The following is a 17,469-nucleotide window of genomic DNA, read 5'->3' on the forward strand; positions in this document are numbered from 1 at the left end:
ACAATGTCATCTGGTCAGGGGCATACAAAGAACACTAACCAAATCAGTCCGCTGTTGAGTTCTCAAAGAACACACCCACACCATCGCCCCAACAAACAGCTGGAAACTCCGGGGAGCCGTTTTCTCAGTTGCGCTTTCCCGCTCTCCGCGGTACGCCTCATCTACTTTAAACCATCCCGAATTCCCCTTCAAACCGGGGGTCCTCTTCGTTCCGGCCCGCAGGAGGCACAAAACCCGCGTTCGCGATATTCACGCATTTTCAAAAGGCTTTTGCCATCAGGCCCGACCAGGCTAGCACCTCGAAGGTGAAGGCTGGATTTCGGGGCCCGCGCCAGGCCCGGCCCGGTTTTCCCGGTCCGCGTCGCGCTGACCTGAACTACTCTACACACCCGCCCGACCGGCCTTTCACCCACCCCCCTCCAACGTTTCGAGGGCCCGGGATGCGAACTCCCGAGCCCTCGATCGTCGCTGCTCAGCGGTGGATCAGACCGCCAGCGGCAGCGCAGTGGGGTGCACCGGAGAAGGCAGCGCCGACTCGCCCGTCAGGTAGGAGTCGACCGCGCTCGCGACCGAGCGCCCCTCGGCGATGGCCCACACGACCAGAGACGCACCCCGGTGCGCGTCGCCGCAGACGAACACGCCGGGCGAGGTCGTCTCCCAGTTCGAACCGCAACCGATGGTTCCGCGCTTGGTCAGGTCGATGCCCAGGCCGCCGAGCAGCGGCATGTGCTCCACGCCCTCGAACCCGATCGCCAGCAGCGCCAGGTCGCAGGGCAGCTCCTCGACCTCGTCGTCGACCGGGACGACCTGCCTGCGGCCGTTCTCGTCGCGGCGCACCTCGACGTGGCGCAGCCGCACGGACCGCACGTGGCCCCGCTCGTCGCCGACGAACGATTCGATGGACACCGCGAACTTCCGCTCGCCCGCTTCCTGGTGCGCCGGGTAGGTGCGCAGGATGTACGGCCAGGTGGGCCAGGGCGAGATGTCGTCGTCGCGCTCGGTCGGCGGTTGCGGGTAGTTGTCCAGCTGGGTCACCGACAGCGCGCCCTGCCGGGTCGCGGTGCCGTAGCAGTCCGCACCGGTGTCCCCGCCGCCGAGGATGATCACGTGCTTGCCCTCGGCCGACAGCTGCGCCGGGCCGTCGCCCTCGCACTCCTTGTTGGCCGGCACCAGGTGCTCCATCGCCAGGTGCACGCCGTCGAGCTCGCGCCCCGGGATGCTGGTGTCGTCGCGACCGCGCAGCGCGCCCACCGCGAGCACCACCGCGTCGTACCCGGCGCGCAGGTCCTCGACGGTGAGGTCCACGCCGACCTCGCAGCCGGTGATGAACCTGGTCCCCTCGTCGCGCATCTGCGCCAGGCGCCGGTCCAGGGCGGACTTCTCCATCTTGAACTCGGGGATGCCGTAGCGAAGCAGCCCGCCGATGCGGTCGTCGCGCTCGTAGACGGTGACCTCGTGCCCCGCGCGGGTCAGCTGCTGCGCGGCGGCCAGCCCCGCCGGGCCCGATCCCACCACCGCGACCCGCTTGCCGGTGTGCTCCTCGGCCGCGCGCGGGTGGACGTAGTCGTTCTCCCAGCTGACCTCGGCGATGGTCTCCTCGACCCGCTTGATGGCCACCGCACCGCCGGCTTCCGGCGAGATCGCCAGCACGCACCCGGCCTCGCAGGGAGCCGGGCAGAGCTTGCCGGTGAACTCCGGGAAGTTGTTGGTCGCGTGCAACCGGTCGCTGGCCGCCTCCCACTGACCGCGGCGGACCATGTTGTTCCACTCCGGGATCAGGTTGCCCAGCGGGCAGCCCGCGCTGCCGGAGTGGCAGAACGGGATGCCGCAGTCCATGCAGCGCGCGGCCTGCGTGGAGACCTCCTGGTCGCGCTCCTGCCGGGACAGCGCGGCGTAGACCTCCTGCCAGTCGCCCAGCCGCTCGTCGGTGGGGCGCTTGGGGGCGTCGGCCCGCGAGTACTTCAGAAAACCCCTGGGGTCAGCCACGGGAAGCCTCCATGATCGCCTCGTCCACGTCGCGGCCCTCGATCCTGGCCATCCGCATGGCCTCCAGGACGCGCTCGAAGTCGCGCGGCATCACCTTGGTGAACGCCGCCGAACGCCGCGGCCAGTCGCCCAGCAGCGACGCGGCCACCGCCGAGCCGGTCAGCTCGTGGTGGCGCTCCACGACCTCGTGGAGCCACTTGAGTTCCTTGGCGCTGGGCTTCTGCAGGTCCACCATCGCCGGGTTGACCCGCACCGGGTCCAGGTCCAGCACGTAGCCGATGCCGCCGGACATGCCCGCGCCGACGTTGCGGCCGGTCCCGCCGAGCACCACCGCGCGGCCACCGGTCATGTACTCGAAGGCGTGGTCGCCGGCGCCCTCGCAGACCAGCAGCGCGCCGGAGTTGCGGACCGCGAAGCGCTCGCCGACCTTGCCGCGCAGGTGGATCTCACCGGTCGTGGCGCCGTAGCCGATCACGTTGCCCGCGATCACCTGGTCCTCGGCTGCGAAGGCCGAGTCCGGGTGCGGGCGCACCACGATCCGGCCGCCGGAGAGGCCCTTGCCGACGTAGTCGTTGGCGTCGCCCACCATGTCCAGCGTGACGCCGCTGGGCAGGAACGCGCCGAGCGATTGCCCGGCCGAGCCCTCCAGCTGCACGTGGATGGTGTCGTCGGGCAGGCCGTCGCCGCCGAAGCGGCGGGAGACCTCGGCGCCCAGCAGGGTTCCGACCGTGCGGTTGACGTTGCGCACCGGCAGCTGCAGCTTCACCGGGCGCGCGTCCTCGAGGGCCGCCTCGGCGAGCTGGATCAGCGTGCGGTCCAGCGCCTGGTCCAGGCCGTGGTCCTGCTCGCGCACCCGCCTGCGCACCGACGAGTACGGGGTCTCGGGCTCGGCGAACACCGGCTCGAGGTCCAGGCCCTTGGCCTTCCACAGCTGCACGGCCTCGTCCTTGCGCAGCGCCGAGACCTGGCCGATCGCCTCGTCGAGGGTCCGGAAGCCCAGCTGGGCCAGGTACTCCCGGACCTCCTGGGCGATGAACTCGAAGAAGTTCACCACGTGCTCGACCTCGCCGGTGAAGCGCTTGCGCAGCTCCGGGCTCTGGGTGGCCACGCCGACCGGGCAGGTGTCGAGGTGGCACACGCGCATCATCACGCAGCCCTCGACCACCAGCGGCGCGGTGGCGAAGCCGTACTCCTCGGCGCCCAGCAGCGCCGCGACGAGCACGTCGCGACCGGTCTTGAACCCGCCGTCGCACTGCACCGTGATCCGGTCGCGCAGGCCGTTGAGCAGCAGCGTCTGCTGCGTCTCGGCCAGGCCGACCTCCCACGGGGTGCCCGCGTGCTTGAGCGAGGTCAGCGGGGCCGCACCGGTGCCGCCGTCGTGCCCGGAGATGAGCACCACGTCGGCGTGCGCCTTGGACACGCCCGCGGCCACCGTGCCGACGCCGACCTCGCTGACCAGCTTGACGTGCACGCGAGCCCGCTCGTTGGCGTTCTTGAGGTCGTGGATCAGCTGCGCCAGGTCCTCGATCGAGTAGATGTCGTGGTGCGGCGGCGGCGAGATCAGCCCGACGCCCGGGGTGGAGTGCCGGGTCTTGGCGATCCACGGGTAGACCTTGTGGCCGGGCAGCTGGCCGCCCTCGCCGGGCTTGGCGCCCTGGGCCATCTTGATCTGGATGTCGTCGGAGTTGACCAGGTACTCGCTGGTCACGCCGAAGCGCCCGGAGGCGACCTGCTTGACCGCCGAGCGGCGCTCCGGGTCGTAGAGGCGGTCGACGTCCTCGCCGCCCTCGCCGGAGTTGGACTTGCCGCCGATGCGGTTCATCGCGATCGCCAGCACCTCGTGGGCCTCGGCGGAGATCGCGCCGTAGCTCATCGCGCCGGTGGAGAACCGCTTCATGATCTCCGAGGCCGGCTCGACCTCGTCGACGTCGATCGGCTCGCGGCCGCTGTCGAAGTCGAACAGCCCGCGCAGCGTGCCGCCCTCGCGGGCGAGCCGGTCGCACTCGGCGGTGTACTCGCGGAACTTCTCGTACTTGCCGGTCTTGGTGGAGTGCTGCAGCAGGAACACCGTCTCCGGCGTGAACAGGTGCAGCTCGCCCTCGCGGCGGTAGGAGTAGTCGCCGCCGATCTCGAGCTTGCGGTGCACCCGCTCGGTCGGGTTCTCCGGGTAGGCGCTGCGGTGCCGCTGCGCGACCTCCTCGGCCAGCTCGTCGAGACCGACCCCGCCGAGCTTGGAGGTGGTGCCCTGGAAGTAGGCGTCCACGAGCTCCCGGGACAGCCCGACGGCCTCGAAGACCTGCGCGGCGGTGTAGGCGCCGACGGTGGAGATGCCCATCTTGGACATCACCTTCAGCACGCCCTTGACCAGGGCCTGCACGTAGTTCCGGATGGCGTCCTTGGGACGCACGCCGGTGATCTGGCCGGTGGCGATCATGTCCTCGATCGCCTCGAAGGCCAGGTAGGGGTTCACGGCCGCGGCGCCGTAGCCCAGCAGCGCGGCCACGTGGTGCACCTCGCGGGCGTCGCCGGACTCGACGACCAGCGCCACGCGCAGCCGCTCCTTGGTGCCGATCAGGTACTGGTGCACCGCGGAGGTCAGCAGCAGCGACGGGATCGGCGCCATCTCGTGGTCGGAGTCCCGGTCGGAGAGCACCAGCACGCGCGCGCCGGCGGCGATGGCCTCGGAGGCCTCGCGCTGCACCCGCTCGATGGCCTCGCGCAGCGCCGCGCCGCCGCCGTCGACCCGGTAGAGCCCCGAGATCACCGCGGAGGCGAAGCCGGGCAGGTCGCCGTCGTCGTTGATGTGGATGAGCTTGGCCAGCTCGTCGTTGTCGATCACCGGGTTGGGCAGCATGATGTGCCTGCACGACGCGGGCGAGGGCGCCAGGAGGTTCTGCTCCGGGCCCATCACGCGGGCGACCGAGGTGACGATCTGCTCCCGGATCGCGTCCAGCGGCGGGTTGGTGACCTGGGCGAAGCCCTGCACGAAGTAGTCGTAGAGCATCCGGGGGCGCTGGGACAGCACCGCCGGCGGGGTGTCCGCGCCCATCGAGCCCAGCGGCTCGGCGCCGCCGGTGGCCATCGGCGCGAGCAGCAGGCCGAGCTCCTCCTCGGTGTAGCCGAAGGACTGCTGCCTGCGCACCACCGACTCGTGGGTGCTGACCACGTGCTCGCGATCGGGCAGCTCGTCGAGGTGCAGCTGGCCGGCGTGCAGCCACTCATCGTAGGCGTGCTCCTCGGCGAGCTCGGTCTTGATCCGCTCGTCGTCGACGATCTCGCCGCGGTCGGTGTCGATGAGGAACATCCGGCCGGGCTGCAGGCGGCCCTTGGCCACCACCTCGTCGGGCTTGACGTCGAGCACGCCGGTCTCGCTGGCCAGCACGACGCGGTCGTCGGCGGTGCGCCACCAGCGGGCCGGGCGCAGACCGTTGCGGTCCAGCACGGCGCCGACGAGCGCGCCGTCGGTGAAGGTCACGCAAGCCGGGCCGTCCCACGGCTCCATCAGGCTGGCGTGGAACTCGTAGAAGGCCTTGCGCTTCGGGTCCATCTCGGCGTGGTTCTCCCACGCCTCCGGGACCATCATCAGCACCGCGTGCGGCAGGCTGCGCCCGCCCAGGTGCAGCAGTTCGAGGACCTCGTCGAAGGAGGCCGAGTCCGAACCGTCCTCGGCCACGATCGGGTAGAGCCGCGAGAGGTCGCCCGGGATCAGGTCGGAGTCCACCAGCGCCTCGCGGGAGCGCATCCGGTTGCGGTTGCCCCGGATGGTGTTGATCTCGCCGTTGTGCGCCACGTAGCGGAACGGGTGCGCCAGCGGCCAGGACGGGAAGGTGTTGGTGGAGAACCGGCTGTGCACCAGCGCGATCGCGGTCGCGGTGCGCTCGTCGCGCAGGTCCGGGAAGAACGCGGGCAGCTGCTCGGTGGTGAGCATGCCCTTGTAGACGAACGTGCGGCTGGACAGCGACGGGTAGTACAGCTCCAGCCCCTGCTCGGCCGCGGCGCGCTCGGAGCGCTTGCGCAGGCAGAACGCCAGCCGTTCCAGGTCCAGCCCGGCCTCGCCGCCGTTGCCCGCCACCAGCAGGGTGGCGAAGTGCGGCATCGTGCGGCGGGCGGTGGTGCCGACCTCGGCGGCGTCCGGGGCGGTGGGCACGTCCCGCCAGCCCAGCACCGTCAGGTCCTCCTCCGCGGCGATCGTCTCGACCAGCCGCTGCACCGCGGCGCGCTGCTCGACGTCGGCGGGCAGGAAGGCCATGCCGGCGGCGTAGCGGTGCTCGCCGCGCTCGGTGGGTTCCGGCAGGGCGACGCCCGACTCCGCGCGCAGCAGCTCGTCGGGCAGCTGCAGCAGGATCCCGGCGCCATCACCGCTGGTGGGCTCGGCGCCGGCGGCACCGCGGTGCTCCAGGTTCGCCAGGGCGGTCAGGGCATCGGCGACGATGCCGTGGGACCGCCGCCCGCGGACGTCGGCGACCATGGCGACGCCGCAGGAATCCTGTTCCGCAGCCGGGTCGTACAGGCCCTGGGCTGCGGGGACGGCAGAGAAGACCACTGCGCAGACCTCCCTCGTCGAATCTCGTGCTGGAAGTCGGCGGTCGAACGTTGACCTGACTCCGATGACTTCTGGGCACGGGACGACGCTGGCCCGCATGCTGGCGGCTCCCGGTTCGCGAGAGATTTTCCGGGCATGACGGCCCGTTCGCGGTAACCAGAGCGTTTAGCAGACTTTAACAGCCAGGACACCCAGAAGCAGCAGTTCGAAAGTGATGCTGACCATGTTGTGTAACGCTTGACGATTAGTTACGCGCGGTGCATCCGCGCCGCTCAGCGCACCGCCCGCGCTCCTCGCGCAGCGGCACGAGAACCTGAGCACCTGGCGCGAACGCGACACGTTCCCCGGCGCGGCGGCCGAGATGCGGCCGCATTCTCGAACACGGTTCGTCACCAAATCTAACCGCTGCGCGGCCATCCGGGTAGCCGTCGTGGTCCTACGCACCACGCGGCCGCGCCGGGGGTCGATCATTGCTGATATCTTTCCAGCTCAGAGCACTCGGGAGGCCCGAGGTGCTCGCGGGACGCCAGTGACGAGGGGAAACCGGCCGGGATCCGGCGCGCTGCCGCTCGCGCGAGGCGTCGTTGTCCGCCACCCCGGTGCCGGGCTCCGCTTTCCACCCCGGTGAGCGGTGCTCGCGAGCACCGGCCGAAACCGTAGGGAAGACATGACCGGGTTCCGCCGCCTAGCCGCCCTGCTGCTCGCTGCGCTCGCCCTGCTCAGCGGGGTGACCGCGTGCGCGACCCGCCAGCACACCTCCGCCAAGGCACCAGCCGACGACCCGGCCGCCGCGTTCCCGGTGAAGGTCGAGGTGCCGGGGCAGCAGCCGGTCACGCTGGTCAACCAGCCCAAGCAGATCGTGTCGCTGTCGCCGACGGCCACCGAGACGCTCTACGCCATCGGCGCGGGCGACCAGGTCGTCGCGGTCGACAAGTACTCGAACCACCCGGCCGACGCGCCCAAGACCGAGCTCAGCGGCTTCACCGCGGACGCGGGGGCCGTCGCGCAGCAGAAGCCGGACCTGGTCATCGCACCGGACAACGCCCAGCAGCTCGCCGAGGGGCTGCGGGCCATCGACGTGCCGGTGCTGCTGACCCCGGCGGCGAAGAACCTCGACGAGGCCTACCAGCAGATCGAGGCGCTGGGGCAGGCCAGCGGGCACGGCACGCAGGCCGAGGCGCTCACCGGGAAGATGCGCAGGCAGATCGACGAGATCGTGCGCAACACGCCCAAGCCGCCGCAGCCGCTGACCTACTTCCACGAGGTCAACCCGGACCTCTACACCGCGACCTCGCGGAGCTTCGTGGGCAGCGTCTACGACCTGTTCGGGATGCAGAACATCGCCGACTCGGCCGAGGGCGAGTTCCCGCAGCTCTCCGCCGAGCACGTGGTGCAGGCCAACCCGAACCTGATCTTCCTCGCGGACACCAAGTGCTGCGGGGTCACCAAGGCCAAGGTCGGCGAGCGGCCCGGCTGGGGCACCCTCGACGCGGTGCAGCAGGACCACGTCGTCGAGCTCGACGACGACGTCGCCAGCCGCTGGGGCCCGCGGGTGGTGGACCTGGTCCGGGCCGTCAGCAAGGCGGTCACCAAGGCCCAGCGGGGTTGAGCGCGCGCACCGCAGCGGTGACGCGCTCCCGGCTGCGGGCGCGCCACCTCGCGCTCGGCGCGCTGGTGCTGGTGGGCAGCGTGCTGCTGTCGGTGCTGGTGGGAGCCGCGGAACTGGGCTGGCAGCGGGTTCTCGGCGAGATCGTCGCTCAGCTGACCGGCGGGGTCTCGCCGCTCTCCGAGCGGGAAGCGGCGATCCTGTGGGAGCTGCGCGTGCCCCGCACCGCGCTGGGCCTGCTGGTGGGCGCCGCGCTGGCGGTGTCCGGGGCGGCCTTCCAGGGCGTGTTCCGCAATCCGCTGGCCGACCCGTACCTGCTGGGTTCGGCCGCGGGCGCGGGGCTGGCGGTGACCGTGGTGATCGCCCTGGCCCCGCAGCTGGCCCTCGGGGTGCCGGTGCAGGTGGCCGCGTTCGCCGGCGCGCTCGGCGGGGTCGGGTTGACCTGGCTGGTCGGGCGCTCGGCGGGGTCGGACACCGCGACGCTGGTGCTGGCCGGGGTCGCGGTCGGGGCCTTCCTGACCGCCGGGCAGACCTTCGTGCAGCAGCTGCGGGTCGAGTCGCTGCAGCAGGTCTACATGTGGATCCTGGGCCGGTTGAGCACCACGGGCTGGCGCGAGGTGCTCGTCGTGCTGCCCTACCTGGTCGTCTCGGCGGTCGTGCTGTGCAGCTGCGCGCGGCTGCTGGACCTGCTGGGCACCGGCGACGAGGAGGCCGCCTCGCTGGGCGTGCGACCGGGGCGGGTGCGGGCGCTGGTGCTGGTGGCGGCCTCGCTGGCCACCGCCGCGGCCGTGTCGGTCGCCGGGCTGATCGGGTTCATCGGGCTGGTGGTTCCGCACCTGGTGCGGCTGGCCGCGGGCGGCAGCTACCGGATCGTCGTGCCGCTGTCGCTGATGTTCGGCGGGGTGTTCCTGATGCTGGCCGACGTGCTCGCCCGAACGCTGCTGGCACCCGCGGAGATCCCGATCGGCGTGATCACCGCGTTCACCGGGGCGCCGTTCTTCGCCCTGCTGCTGCAGCGGAGGCGCGCGTGAGCGGGCTGGAGGTGCGCGAGCTGTCCGCCGGGTATCGCGGCCGCACGGTGGTTTCCGCGGTTTCCACCACTGTGGACAGCGGCGGGTGGCTGGGGATCATCGGGCCCAACGGGGCCGGCAAGTCGACCCTGCTGAAGGCGATCGCCGGGCTGGTGGGCCACACCGGTTCGGTGCTGGTGGACGGGCGCCCGCTGGGGTCGCTGCGGCGGCGCGAGCGCGCCCGGACCATCGGCTACGCCCCGCAGATCCCGCAGCTGCCGATCGGGCTGACGGTGACCGACTACGTGCTGCTCGGCCGCACCCCGCACCTCGGCCCGCTGGCGCGGGAGAGCGCGGCGGACCTCGACGTGGTGTCCTCGGTGCTGGCCCGGATGGACCTGACCGGACTGGCGGATCGCTCGCTGTCCACGCTCTCCGGCGGCGAGCGGCAGCGGGCGGTGCTGGCGCGGGCGCTCGCGCAGCGCGCGGGCGTGCTGCTGCTCGACGAGCCGACCACGGGCTTGGACATCGGGCACGCGCAGGCGCTGCTGGACCTGGTCGACGAGCTGCGCGTCGAGCTGGGCACCACGGTCATCAGCACGCTGCACGACCTGACCCTCGCGGGTCAGTACGCCGAGCGCCTGCTGCTGCTCGACCGCGGCGAGGTCGTCACCGAAGGCGCCCCCGCCGAGGCCCTGACCCCGGCACGGCTGGCCACCCACTACGCGGCCCGGACCTCGGTGCTGCGCTCCCCCGACGGGACCCCGGTCATCGCCCCGATCCGCTGAAGCACCCCAAAACCCTCGGAAACACCACCCCGATTGGGAGGCGATTCCGGGCACGGATTGGGAGGCGATTCCGCACCCCGATTGGGAGGTCATTCGGGCTGGGGTGCGGGTGGTGGCGGAGCTGGGGTGGGTGGCTGAGCGCGAAAGAAGTCCCCGCGCGGTGTGCGCGGGGACATCTCGGTGCGGAGCGGGGAGTCCGGGGTCAGGTCTTGGAGCTGTTCGCCGAGTTCTCCGATTTCGACTCGTCCGAGCTGCCGGTGCCCGGCTCCTCGTCCGATTCCGAGGCCGGCTTCGACTCCGAGTCCGGCTCGGAGTCCGGGGCCGGCTCCGACTTCGAGTCCGAGTCCCGCTCCGCGTCCGACTGCGACTCGGAGTCCGAGTCCCGTTCCGCGTCCGAGTCCCGTTCCGCGTCCGAGTCCCGTTCCGGGTCCTGCTCGGGTTTCCGGTCCGCTTCGTCGTGGTCGTCGGCTGCGGCGGGGGTGTCGGACGGCTCGTCCTTCGACGTCGTCGTGGACGGCAGGTCCTCCGGGCGGGGCTTGCCGACCAGCCGAGCCGGGTCCTCGCGCTTGCCGCGCACGATCAGCAGGTAGACCACCGCGCAGGCGAACACGACGATCGAGGTGAACACGTTGATCCGGATGCCCAGGACGTGGGTCGCCTGATCGGTGCGCATCATCTCGATCCACACCCGGCCGGCGGTGTAGCCAGCGACGTAGAGCGCGAACACCCGGCCGCGACCCATGTTGAACCGGCGGTCCGCCCAGATCAGCAGCACGAAGACGCCGACGTTCCAGAGCAGCTCGTACAGGAAGGTCGGGTGCACCACGGTGATCGGCGTCTGGTCGACGGCCACGCCGCCGATCGGGTCGGCCAGGCCGGTGCTCTCGTCGATGCGCCGGTAGATCTCCAGGCCCCACGGCACATCGGTCGGACTGCCGTAGAGCTCCTGGTTGAAGTAGTTGCCGAGGCGACCGATCGCCTGCGCCAGGACCACGCCGGGCGCCACCGCGTCGGCGAAGGCCGACAGCGGGATGCCGCGCTGGCGGCAGCCGATCCAGGCGCCGACCGCGCCGAGCGCGACCGCGCCCCAGATGCCCAGCCCGCCGTTCCAGACCTTGAAGATGTCCAGCGGGTTGCGGTCCGGGCCGAAGTACTTGTACCAGTCGGTCGCCACGTGGTACAGCCGCCCGCCGATCAGGCCGAACGGCACCGCCCACACGGCGATGTCGACCACGGTGCCCTCCCGGCCACCGCGCGCCTGCCAGCGCCTGCTGCCGATCCACACCGCGGCGAAGATGCCCGCGATGATGCACAGCGCGTAGGCGCGGATCGGAATCGGACCGATGGTCCAAACCCCTTGCGGGGGGCTGGGTATGTTGGCCAGCAGGGGACTCGCAGCAGCGGCAACCGAGGCGTTCACGCGGCCAACAGTATCTGTCCCCCGACGGGGCGTGAGCCCGGGGCTCAGCCCTCGCGCACACCCGCCGCGAGCTCGGCGGTCAGGTCCCGGACCCCCGCAGCGCCGGATTCCCGGGCCTTGGTGACGAAGGCCGAGCCGACGATGACGCCGTCGGCGAAACCGGCCACCTCGGCCGCCTGCTCGCGGGACCGCACGCCCAAGCCGACGCCGATCGGCAGGTCGGTGTGCGCGCGGGTGCGCTCGACCAGTCCCGCGGCCGCCGAGCCCACCGTGTCGCGGGCACCGGTCACCCCCATCACCGAGGTGGCGTAGACGAAACCGCTGGAAGCCTTGGTGGTCTTGCCCAGGCGCTCGTCGGTGGACGACGGGGCCACCAGGAAGATCCGGTCCAGCCCGTGCTCGTCGGTGGCGGCGATCCACTCGTCGGCCTCGTCCGGGATGAGGTCCGGGGTGATCACGCCGAGCCCACCGGCGGCCGCGAGATCGCGGGCGAAGGCTGCCGGACCGTAGCGGTGCACCGGGTTCCAGTAGGTCATCACCACGGGGCTTCCGCCCGCCTCCGCGATCGAGGAGACCACGTCGAACACATCGCGCACCCGGAAGCCCGAGCGCAGCGCGGTCTCGCTGGCGGCCTGGATGGTCGGGCCGTCCATCACCGGATCGGAGAAGGGCAGGCCGACCTCGACGATGTCGCAACCCGGCCGGTCGGAGCCGGGCAGCATCGCGGCGAAGAGCTCTTCGTTCCCGACCGCGGTCGGGAACCCGGCGGGCAGGTAGCCGATCAGCGCGGCGCGCCCCTCCTGCTTGCAGGCCTGGAAGACCTCGTCGAGACTCACTGGTCGTCCTCCGCATCCACCAGGCCGAAGTACTTCGCCGCGGTGTCCATGTCCTTGTCGCCGCGGCCGGAGAGGCTGACCACGATCAGGCCGTCCGGCCCGAGCTCCTGCCCGACCCGGATGGCCCCGGCCAGCGCGTGCGCGGACTCGATCGCCGGGATGATGCCCTCGGTGCGGGAGAGCAGCTGGAAGGCCTGCATCGCCTCGTCGTCGGTCACCGAGCGGTACTCGGCGCGGCCGCTGTCCTTGAGGTAGGAGTGCTCCGGCCCCACGCCCGGGTAGTCCAGCCCGGCCGAGATCGAGTAGGCCTCGATGACCTGACCGTCCTCGTCCTGCAGCAGGTAGGAGCGCGCGCCGTGCAGCGTGCCGGGGGTGCCCTCGCCGAGGGTCACGCCGTGCTCGCCGGACTCCACGCCGTGGCCGGCCGGTTCGTAGCCGACCAACCGCACGTCCGGGTCGTCGATGAAGCCGTGGAAGATGCCGATCGCGTTGGAACCGCCGCCCACGCAGGCCACCACCGCGTCGGGCAGCCGACCGGCCTGCTGCAGGGTCTGCTCGCGCGCCTCGTCCCCGATGATGCGGTGGAAGTTGCGCACCATCACCGGGAACGGGTGCGCACCGGCCGCGGTGCCCAGCAGGTAGTGGGTGTGCTCGACGTTGGCGACCCAGTCGCGCAGCGCCTCGTTGATCGCGTCCTTGAGCGTGGCCGAGCCGTTGGCCACCGGGATGACCTCGGCGCCGAGCAGCCGCATCCGCGCCACGTTGAGCGCCTGCCGCTCGGTGTCGACCTTGCCCATGTAGATCACGCACTCGAGACCGAGCAGCGCGCAGGCGGTCGCGGTGGCCACCCCGTGCTGCCCGGCTCCGGTCTCGGCGATCACCCGGCGCTTGCCCATCCGCTTGACCAGCAACGCCTGACCCAGCACGTTGTTGATCTTGTGGGAGCCGGTGTGGTTGAGGTCTTCCCGCTTGAGCAGGATCCGGGCACCGCCCGCGTGCTCGGCGAAGCGCTTGGCCTCGGTCAGCAGCGACGGGCGGCCCGCGTAGTTGCGCAGCAGGTCGTCGAGCTCGGCGAGGAACTCCGGGTCCTGCTGCGCCTTGGCGTACTCGGCGGCCAGCTCGTCCTGAGCGGCGATCAGCGCCTCGGGCATGAACCGGCCGCCGTAGTCACCGAAGTGACCGCGCTCGTCCGGATCGTGCCCCTCGGGCACCGGCCCGCCCGGCCGGTGAGCGCGCGTGGCATCAGCCTCGACGGTCATTTCGTTCCTCCTGTGCCTAGCGCGACGCCGCCCGCCCGAGCTCTACCGGCTCGGCCGCGGGCACGCCGGGTGCGACCCGGCCGTCACCAGCTGGTTGACTGCCGACTTCGGGTTGTCGCTGGTGACCAGACCCTCGCCGACCAGGACCGCGTCCGCGCCCGACCCCGCGTAGGCCATCAGGTCGCTGGGACCGCGGACCCCGGACTCGGCGATCTTGATGACCTCCGGGGGCAGCCCCGGGGCGATCCGGCCGAACACGTCCCGATCGACGTCGAGTGTGTGCAGGTTCCGCGCGTTGATGCCAATGATTTTCGCGCCGGCCTCCAGGGCGCGGTCGGCCTCCTCGGCGGTGTGCACCTCGACCAGCGCGGCCATGCCCAGCGACTCGACCCGGTCCAGCAGCGCCTCCAGGACGTTCTGCTCCAGCGCGGCCACGATCAGCAGCACCATGTCCGCGCCGTGCGCGCGGGCCTCGTGCACCTGGTACGGGCTGACGATGAAGTCCTTGCGCAGGATCGGCGTGCCGGGCACGCGCTTGCGCACCGCGTCCAGGTCGGCCAGCGACCCGCCGAAGCGGCGCTGCTCGGTGAGCACGCTGATCACGCGCGCACCGGCCTCGGCGTAGTCGGCGGCCAGATCGGCCGGCTCGCCGATCTCGGCCAGCTCGCCCTTGGACGGGCTGCGGCGCTTGACCTCGGCGATGACGCCGACGCCGCCCTCGCTGAGCTTGGCCAGCACGTCGTGCGGCGGTGGTGCGGCCGCGGACAGCTGCTTGATCTCGTCGAAGGACGTGGCGGCTTCGCGCGCCGCGAGGTCCTCGCGGACGCCTTCGATGATGGATTCCAGAACGGTCACGCGAACACCTCGCCGACTGTGCCCCGAACGCGCACCCGCAAGCCGCTGGAGCACCCGTCGTTGAATGCGCAGATGAACTCATTGCGCTCGATCACGACACTCCCCTTCCCGCCGTGCCGTCGCATGGCCGATGCTAAACCTCGCCGAGGGCGCCCCTTACCAAGGGGTGGGCCCGGAGGCCCAGCGCAACTAGGACCTTCGACCCTGGTGACAGCCCCGCACCGCTGCTCCGCGCGACGCCGAACAGGGGTTTTGCCCGTTCTCGGCGCGACTCAGCGATCGTCTTCCGCGGTGGGATCGCGCCCGGCGTCCAGCTCGTTCCACAGCTGCCGATCCGCATCGTGGGACGGGCGCTCCTTGGCCGCGCCGGGCGCGGAGTACTTGGCGCCCATCGCGGGCATCCGCCCGGCCCGCAGGATCGTGAGCACTCCGGCGATCACCAGCAGCAACGCGCCGAGCAGCATCAGCAGCGGACCCGCGGGCTGGGTGCTGACCTCCCCGACCGGGTCGCCGCCCGCCGGGGCGTGGTCGCGCACGTAGTCGAACCAGCCGCCCGCCAGCGTCCGATAGCCCCGGTAGGCGAGCAGCGCCCCGGCCAGCGCGATCAGCAGTCCCATCAGCCGCCGCAGCAGCCCGCCCGTGGCCAGCACCGCGGCGACCGCGGCCAGCGCCGCCAGCGCCATGGGCCCCAGCTCGGGGCGCAGCTGCGCGCCGGTGCCCCCGCTGGTCACCGTGGTGCCCAGCGGGGTGTGGAACTGCTGACCGGCCCAGGTCAGCGCGGAAGCGCCCCACAGCGCCCCGGCGCCGGCCAGCACCAGCAGCACGACGATCCACAGCAGCCCCTTCGACCGGGGCTGGGGCTCAGATGCCTGCGCGCTGGTCAACGCGCTCCTCCGCGAGGTCGTCGCCGGGCGCGGCGAGGGTTTCGGCGGTGGCCACCGCGTTGAGCACCGCGCGCGCCTTGTTCAGGCACTCCTGGTCCTCGGCGGCCGGGTCCGAGTCGGCCACGATGCCCCCGCCCGCCTGCACGTAGGCGGTCCCGTTCCGCACCAGCGCGGTGCGGATGGCGATCGCGGTGTCGGCGTTGCCGGCGAAGTCCAGGTAGCCGACCACGCCGCCGTACTGCGCCCGGCGGGTGGGTTCGAGCTCCTCGATGATCTCCAGCGCTCGCGGCTTCGGCGCACCGGACAGCGTGCCCGCGGGGAAGCAGGCGGTGATCGCGTCGAAGGCAGTCTTGTCCTCGGCGAGCTGGCCGGTGACCGTGGAGACGAGGTGCATGACGTGGCTGTAGCGCTCGATGCGGAAGAAGTCCACCACCCGCACCGAACCGGGCTTGCAGACCCGGCCGAGGTCGTTTCGGCCCAGGTCGACCAGCATCAGGTGCTCGGCGCGCTCCTTGTCGTCGGCCAGCAGGTCCTTCTCCAGCACCGCGTCCTCGTCCTCGTCGGCACCGCGCCAGCGCGTGCCCGCGATCGGGTGCGTGGTCGCCTGGCCGTCGTGCACGGTGACCAGCGACTCCGGGCTGGAGCCGACGATGTCGAAGGGGCTGCCGCCATCGGAGTCCTCCAGCCGCAGCAGGTACATGTACGGGCTCGGGTTCGTGGTGCGCAGCACCCGGTAGACGTCCAGCGCGTCGGCCTTCGTCTCCCGCTCGAAGCGCTGCGAGACCACGACCTGGAACGCCTCGCCGGAGCGGATGGCCTCCTTGGCCTTCTCCACCGCCTCGAAGTGCTCGGACCGGCTGCGCTTGCGGGTGAAGTCCGGGGACGGCCGGGAGAAGGTCGCCACCGTGGGGGCCGCCGGGGTGCACAGCTGCTCGGTCATCTCGTCGAGCCTGCGCACCGCGTCGTCGTAGGCGGCGTCCACCCGCTCGGGGGTGTCGTCCCAGTTCACCGCGTTGGCGATGAGCGTGATCGTGCCCTCGTGGTGATCCAGCGCGGCCAGGTCCGTGGCCAGCAGCATCACCATCTCGGGGATCTGCAGGTCGTCCTCGGCCAGGTTCGGCAGCCGCTCCAGGCGGCGCACCGCGTCGTAGCCCAGGTAGCCGACCATGCCGCCGGTCAGCGGGGGCAGGCCGGGCAGCGGATCGGTGTGCAGCAGGCGCTGCGTCTCGCGGAGCGCCTGCAGCGGGTCGCCGCCGGTGGGCAGGCCGACCGGCGGCGTGCCGGTCCAGTGCGCCTCGCCGTCCCGAACGGTGAGCGCGGCCGCGCTGCGGGCGCCGACGAAGGACCACCGGGACCAGGAGCGACCGTTCTCGGCCGACTCCAGCAGGAAGGTTCCCGGGCGGTTGCCCGCCAGCTTGCGGTAGACCCCCAGGGGGGTCTCGTCGTCCGCGAGCAGCCGTCGCACCACGGGAATCACCCTGCGGTCAGCCGCCAGGGCTCGGAATTCCTCTCGTCCCGGGCTGATGCTGCCGATCTCACCATCACCGACCATGGGTGCCATTGTGCCGCGCATCGGGTGCGCGCCACGCGGCGCCTACCGCTACCTGCTTTGCCTCCCGCGCAGCGGTGCGGCGACGATGGACCCGTGAGCAGCGGAGTCGACCGGGACAGCAGCGAACCCAAGCGGCGCGGGCGCAGGCGCAACGGCGCCGACACCAAGGCCGCCCTGCTCGACGCGGCGCGGGAGGTGTTCACCGAGCAGGGCTACGAGTCCGCCACGGTGCGCACCATCGCTGGCCGCGCCGGGGTGGACCCGGCGATGGTCAACCACTGGTTCGGCGGCAAGGAGGGGTTGTTCACCGCGGCGATGCGCATCCCGATCAACCCGGCCGAGCTGGTGCCGCAGCTGCTCGACGGGCCGCCCGAGGAGCTCGCCGAGCGGATCCTGCGCAGGTTCGTTGCCGTCTGGGACGACGTGGGCGGCGGCCAGTTCGCCGCGCTGATGCGCAGCGTGGCGGGCAACGAGATCGCGGTGTCGATGCTGCGCGACTTCATCAAGGACGTGCTGTTCGACCGGCTGCTGGCCGAGCTGGGCTCGGACCGCCCGGACCTGCGCGTGGCGCTGTGCGCCACCCAGGTCGCCGGGCTGGGCATGGCCCGCTACGTGCTGCACCTGGAGCCGCTGGCCTCGGCCGACGAGGACACGATCGTCAGCGCCATCGCCCCGAACCTCCAGCGCTACCTCACCGGCGACATCAGCGGCGGTTCGGCCTGAAACCGAG

Annotated in this window: 12 protein-coding genes; 4 read left to right on the plus strand and 8 right to left on the minus strand. The window is 71.7% G+C overall.

Translation table 11 applies throughout. From position 1 onward, the window contains the following. Nucleotides 1–483: 483 nt before the first annotated feature. Complete coding sequence (locus ACFQRI_RS04155; RefSeq protein WP_380664611.1) at nucleotides 484–1,986, minus strand: glutamate synthase subunit beta; 1,503 nt, start codon at nucleotides 1,984–1,986, stop codon at nucleotides 484–486. After that, nucleotides 1,979–6,529: a glutamate synthase large subunit gene (gene gltB, locus ACFQRI_RS04160; protein WP_380664613.1), complete on the minus strand. Its 4,551-nt coding sequence runs from the start codon at nucleotides 6,527–6,529 to the stop codon at nucleotides 1,979–1,981. The genes ACFQRI_RS04155 and gltB overlap by 8 nt, the downstream gene beginning before the upstream one ends. A gap of 667 nt (nucleotides 6,530–7,196) precedes the next feature. Here gltB and ACFQRI_RS04165 point away from each other — a divergent pair. From ACFQRI_RS04165 to ACFQRI_RS04175, 3 genes are read left to right on the plus strand one after another with little or no spacing between them, the layout of a single operon-like run. Beyond that, on the plus strand, nucleotides 7,197–8,138 hold the full coding sequence (locus ACFQRI_RS04165) for an ABC transporter substrate-binding protein (RefSeq protein ID WP_380664615.1): 942 nt from the start codon (nucleotides 7,197–7,199) through the stop codon (nucleotides 8,136–8,138). Next, on the plus strand, nucleotides 8,135–9,166 hold the full coding sequence (locus ACFQRI_RS04170) for a FecCD family ABC transporter permease (RefSeq protein WP_380664617.1): 1,032 nt from the start codon (nucleotides 8,135–8,137) through the stop codon (nucleotides 9,164–9,166). Before ACFQRI_RS04165 ends, ACFQRI_RS04170 begins: the two co-directional genes overlap by 4 nt. Next, nucleotides 9,163–9,933, plus strand: coding sequence for an ABC transporter ATP-binding protein (locus ACFQRI_RS04175; protein ID WP_380664619.1), 771 nt, complete (start codon nucleotides 9,163–9,165; stop codon nucleotides 9,931–9,933). The genes ACFQRI_RS04170 and ACFQRI_RS04175 overlap by 4 nt, the downstream gene beginning before the upstream one ends. A gap of 202 nt (nucleotides 9,934–10,135) precedes the next feature. On the opposite strand, the gene lgt is transcribed toward ACFQRI_RS04175, so the two are convergent. The 6 genes from lgt to ACFQRI_RS04205 all read right to left on the minus strand — a co-directional run bounded on the left by lgt (nucleotide 10,136) and on the right by ACFQRI_RS04205 (nucleotide 16,739). Continuing rightward, nucleotides 10,136–11,353, minus strand: a complete 1,218-nt coding sequence (gene lgt / locus ACFQRI_RS04180; protein WP_380664621.1) for a prolipoprotein diacylglyceryl transferase — start codon at nucleotides 11,351–11,353, stop codon at nucleotides 10,136–10,138. A 44-nt stretch (nucleotides 11,354–11,397) separates the two neighbouring features. After that, entirely contained in the window at nucleotides 11,398–12,189 is a 792-nt protein-coding gene (trpA, locus tag ACFQRI_RS04185; protein WP_380664623.1) for a tryptophan synthase subunit alpha, read from the minus strand. After that, on the minus strand, nucleotides 12,186–13,448 hold the full coding sequence (gene trpB / locus ACFQRI_RS04190) for a tryptophan synthase subunit beta (RefSeq protein ID WP_380664625.1): 1,263 nt from the start codon (nucleotides 13,446–13,448) through the stop codon (nucleotides 12,186–12,188). The genes trpA and trpB overlap by 4 nt, the downstream gene beginning before the upstream one ends. A gap of 42 nt (nucleotides 13,449–13,490) precedes the next feature. Continuing rightward, entirely contained in the window at nucleotides 13,491–14,303 is an 813-nt protein-coding gene (gene trpC / locus ACFQRI_RS04195; RefSeq protein ID WP_380664627.1) for an indole-3-glycerol phosphate synthase TrpC, read from the minus strand. Between the two features lie 272 nt (nucleotides 14,304–14,575). Continuing rightward, nucleotides 14,576–15,187 carry a Trp biosynthesis-associated membrane protein gene (locus ACFQRI_RS04200; RefSeq protein WP_380664629.1) on the minus strand — a complete coding sequence of 204 codons (612 nt, stop codon included), beginning with the start codon at nucleotides 15,185–15,187 and terminating at the stop codon, nucleotides 14,576–14,578. Next, nucleotides 15,165–16,739, minus strand: coding sequence for an anthranilate synthase component I (locus ACFQRI_RS04205; RefSeq protein WP_380664631.1), 1,575 nt, complete (start codon nucleotides 16,737–16,739; stop codon nucleotides 15,165–15,167). The genes ACFQRI_RS04200 and ACFQRI_RS04205 overlap by 23 nt, the downstream gene beginning before the upstream one ends. 93 nt (nucleotides 16,740–16,832) lie before the next feature. Between ACFQRI_RS04205 and ACFQRI_RS04210 the strand changes: the two genes are divergently transcribed. Then, the gene (locus tag ACFQRI_RS04210) at nucleotides 16,833–17,462 is read left to right on the plus strand and encodes a TetR/AcrR family transcriptional regulator (protein WP_380664633.1); all 630 of its coding nucleotides are present in this window, start codon (nucleotides 16,833–16,835) and stop codon (nucleotides 17,460–17,462) included. The last annotated feature ends 7 nt before the right edge of the window (nucleotides 17,463–17,469 follow it).

Origin of the sequence: Saccharopolyspora griseoalba (assembly GCF_042665275.1) — a bacterium.
Lineage (GTDB): Bacteria > Actinomycetota > Actinomycetes > Mycobacteriales > Pseudonocardiaceae > Saccharopolyspora > Saccharopolyspora griseoalba.